Below are 3,972 nucleotides of genomic sequence, written 5' to 3'. Positions count from 1 at the left end.
GGCCAGATCGGCGAGGTGGTCAACAACAGGGTGGATCGGGGAAGATGAGGACACGAGCGCGGCTCCTGGAACGATCTTTAGGTCTAGACACCCGAAAGATCATCAGAGTCGCGCTCGTCCCACAACTACCTTGGACCCATCCTGAACCTGGACAGAACATCTCAAGCCGGAACAACGCCGGGGCCGTGACCCGGACTGAGGGCCGTCGCGGGCTGGTAGGAGTCCAGCGTCGGGTAGGAGTACAGCGGTGTGGTGTCGGAATGCGGAACAGGCGTGGCCCGGGGCAGCGTGGGCATCCCTGTGACGGCGAGGGTTTGCCGCGTTGCTGGGGGAGGTTGCTGACCCCAGTTCTGGGCGGGGTTCCCGGCTGACTGTGATTGCGCCTGAGCATTCTGCCCAAGAGTCATGGCCTCGCTGCACTTCTCCAGTCCCCACTTTTGTAGAGGGGTCCAGACCACGACTTTGGGGGCGGTGCCGACTCTGGCGAAGATGAATTTCATCAGATCCGCCACGGTCGGATCGGAGCCCACACCGGCACGGCGCAGCGCATCGACGTAACCAGCCATAAACCCGGCCTCTAACCTCTTTAGAAGAGCGTCCGGTACCCCATGCAAGGTTACTAGGTGGGGCGATTCACTGCACAAACTATTCAGACTGGTCATGGCGTCTTGGGTCCCGGGCGGCAACTTGCCACCGAGGTCACGAACGTGCTGTTCGGTGCGTTCGATGTAATGGATCCACTGTTGGGGAAGGCGAGCTGATTGCTGATCAAGCACGGCCAACCTTTTCAGCGGTACGGTGAGCCAACCGTCGGGCAGCGTCACGTACTCCACCAGCCCAGCTGGGACCTCCAAAAAACGGATCTCATCTGCGAACTCACCATAACGCCCGAGGGGTGCTATAGCTCTGACTCCAAAGCTGAATCCCGGCCCAAACAGGGTGTATTCTAGAAAGCTATCTGGACACTTGCCATGGGCGATACTGCGTGCAGGGGACGCGGACATGCACACCGCATTGTACGGCAGATTGGGCTCCGGCCGCATGCCATCCCTAAGAATGGACTCCAAAAGGGCGAAGTCGTACCCGCGCACCGCGCGCCAGGATAATTGCTGATCTTCGAACGCAGCATAAGAGGGACCTGCAGTCAGTGGCAGCGTCGCTTGGCTGGGGTGCGTTATATACTGGCCAGACATTAGCCATTCTCCTTATAAAAATATGTGCGAAATGAACGCAGCCGCAGGCAGCGACACTCCAACATGATCCGCGTGCACGGCCAGCACACCGATCAGCGGACCGGGACCGCCACGACGGGGGCTGCGCTGATGCTGACCTGCGCAAACGGACTATGCAATAGCCCTGGGGGTCCCTGACCCCCCACCCCAGGGCGTTCGCAAGGTAGAGATATGTCCGTTCTAGGTGATTCCTGGTAGTTGTAGGGATCGGCGCGGGTTTCGGCTGTTCTTTCGTAGGGCTGGCGCGATGGATGCGACGCCGGCCAGGCGGAGCAGGCTGATCGCGGTGTTGCGCAGAGTGGTCAAAGGGCGTCAGCCTAGACACCTGCATGATCGCCAGAAGGCCGCGCTCTTCTACGTACCCACCGGAACCGGCGTGACTATCACATAACCGAATATCCGGTCATAGCTCGATCTTGCGAATGCCCTGCCCCCCACCCAGGCACGCCGAGACAAGCTCAACGTTGCCAACCGGGGCGGTCACGCTTTCGAACTTAGAAACGGGGGAAGGCGGGTGTCTGGTTCAACCAGGGCCTGATCAAGTTCCCGTGAGTGCTGCGCCACCTCGGGCCAGTCCTCGGCCGCGGCGATGGCGCGGGCGGCGGCGTGGTCACCCCGGAAGGCCGCGCCCGCCGCCGCCAAGGCCCGACGTCGGCCGTCGCCGGGCCTTGGCGGCTCCGCTCGCGCAGCCTCGTCGCGGTCGTCCCACCCGTCGCGGGCGGTAGCCAGCCCTCCGGCGGCCGTGCCTGCGGCCTCGGTCGCCACCCGGCGGCGGTGCTCGGCGTGCCGGCGGGCCGGCAGCGGCGGTGCCAGGTCTCCAATGAACGCCTCCGGGGCTGAGGAAGGTCGGTACAGGAATTAACGTTAAAGATGATCTTGATTTCGCTGGCGGCCCCGCTGGGCGAACGTGATCAGAAGGCTCCCACCGGCCCCGTCTCCCTCGCGGCGCTGCGCGGCCTTGCGCTGGCCGCGAGTTCTCGCGCGGCGCGTTGAGGCCGCCGGGCGTAAGCAGAGGGAGATCGCCGATCGGGTGGGCTGCTCGCAGTCGTACGTTTCGAAGTGCCTGAAGCTGCTCAGGTTGCCCGAGGTGCTGCTGGCCGAGCTCGAAACCGGCCGGGCCTCCGAGGACGAGGACCTGGAGCCGGCCGGCCGGGCGAAGAAGAAGCAGGCCCTGCAGATTAAGGACGCGTTGGCGCTCGTCGACGCTGCCGGCGACGACCAGGAGGTGGTGCTGGCCGCCTACGGGTTGAGTCAGGACAGCCGGTATCACCACTGGTCTGCCGCGAGCTTGGTGTCGGAGGTGCGCCGTCAGCGGGAGCGGCAAGCGGTCATCGACGCCGCGGGTAAGAAGTTGGCCGCCGAGGGTGTTCCGGTCATCGAGCCGATTCAGCGGTTCGGCCAGGACTACTGGCAGTACCGGCTGGAGGGGGCCAAAGCCGTAGCGGCGGCCCGCAAGGCCGGCGCTCTGGCCGCCGGGGTCGACTCGTGGGGCAGCGTCACCTACTACTCGACCGCCGGGAAGCCGCGGAAGGCGGACAACCGCAGCGCGGCCGAGCAGCAGCGCATCACTGACGAGCGGGAGCGCCGCAAGGCGATGACCGCCCGGTCCGAGGCCGCCGCCGTGCTGGCCGCGACGGCCCCGAAGCTGCCGCCGTCGGCGGCGGACATCGTGGACGCGTGGCTGTGGGCACCAGGCAGTGATTGTGCGCAGCTCGCCCACAAGTGGCTGCTCGCCGCCGAGGTCGGCCCGGATCCGGCCCTGCCGAGCTACCAGTGGTGGGAGAAGGTCCGCCGCTCCGGCTGGCACACCCGGGTGCACGCCGCGCACGCCCTCGGCCTGGCCCGCCGCGAAGTCCAAGCACGTGCCACCCACCGGACCTGGACGCACGACGACGCCAGTTGGCTGGCCCGCCTGGTCGAGCACGCCGGCTACACCCCCAGCGCGTGGGAGCAGGCCCGCCTCGATGCCATCAACCCGCCCGAGAGCGAGCCGGCCAGCTCGGCCGGTCCGCAGCGCATCTCGCTGTCCTTCGACGACGTCGACGCGTGCTGCTGGTTGCTGCACTACGACGGGCAGGACGAGCCGGCCGCGTACGCCGAGCACCTCGGCGACCCTGACGGCGTCGGGGTCGCCCAGGCGTGGGCGGCCGAGGGTCTGGCCGACCGGTATGGCATCGAGGTCACCGCCTGGGCTGAGGGGCAGCTCGTGCCCGGCCGGCCGGCGTACCTCGCGGTGCACGCCGGCGACCCCACCGCCGCGGCGGTCGAGTCCGGGCCGGTGGGGGAGTGGCGGCTGCTGCACGATCCGGTCGACGGCGTGACTCGGACGATGCCGCCACGGCCGCCGCCGGCGCCGCCCGGACTGCCGCCGCGCAGCAGTGCGGCGAGCGGCGGCAGCTCCCCCTCGACCGCGGAGACGAACACATTGCGCACGGGCGCTCCGCTCGCCAGCCGACGCTTGCCGATGCGCAGCCCGAACTCAGCACCAGCCCGCGCTGCCAGCTCCGGATCTGATGTCGCTTGCGCGGCCGACTTCGGCTGTAGCGGGGTCATGGGGTTCGCGCCCGCCGCCGGCTACCTGCCCGCGCTGTCTACCCTCGCCGGCTTGGTGGCCGAGCTCTCCCGGCCGCGCACCTCGCCGCCGGCCGCTCGCCCCGCCCCGGCCCCACCGGCCTCGCGCCCGGCACCCGCGCCCCTGACGGCCCCGGTGGCGGTGCCCACCGGCAGCCCGTACGTGGTC

The 3,972-nt window shown here is 68.0% G+C and carries 1 protein-coding gene and 1 pseudogene; one reads left to right on the top strand and one right to left on the bottom strand.

The window, feature by feature from the left end:
* Positions 1–161: 161 nt before the first annotated feature.
* Positions 162–824, bottom strand: a complete 663-nt coding sequence (locus tag F8271_RS30325) for a hypothetical protein (protein ID WP_151493218.1) — start codon at positions 822–824, stop codon at positions 162–164.
* 1,438 nt (positions 825–2,262) lie between these two features.
* Here F8271_RS30325 and F8271_RS30320 point away from each other — a divergent pair.
* A pseudogene (locus tag F8271_RS30320) lies at positions 2,263–3,972 on the top strand (hypothetical protein); the annotation flags it as partial.

Origin of the sequence: Micromonospora sp. ALFpr18c (assembly GCF_008868155.1) — a bacterium.
Lineage (GTDB): Bacteria > Actinomycetota > Actinomycetes > Mycobacteriales > Micromonosporaceae > Micromonospora.
This window is presented reverse-complemented; position numbering and strand designations above follow the sequence as displayed.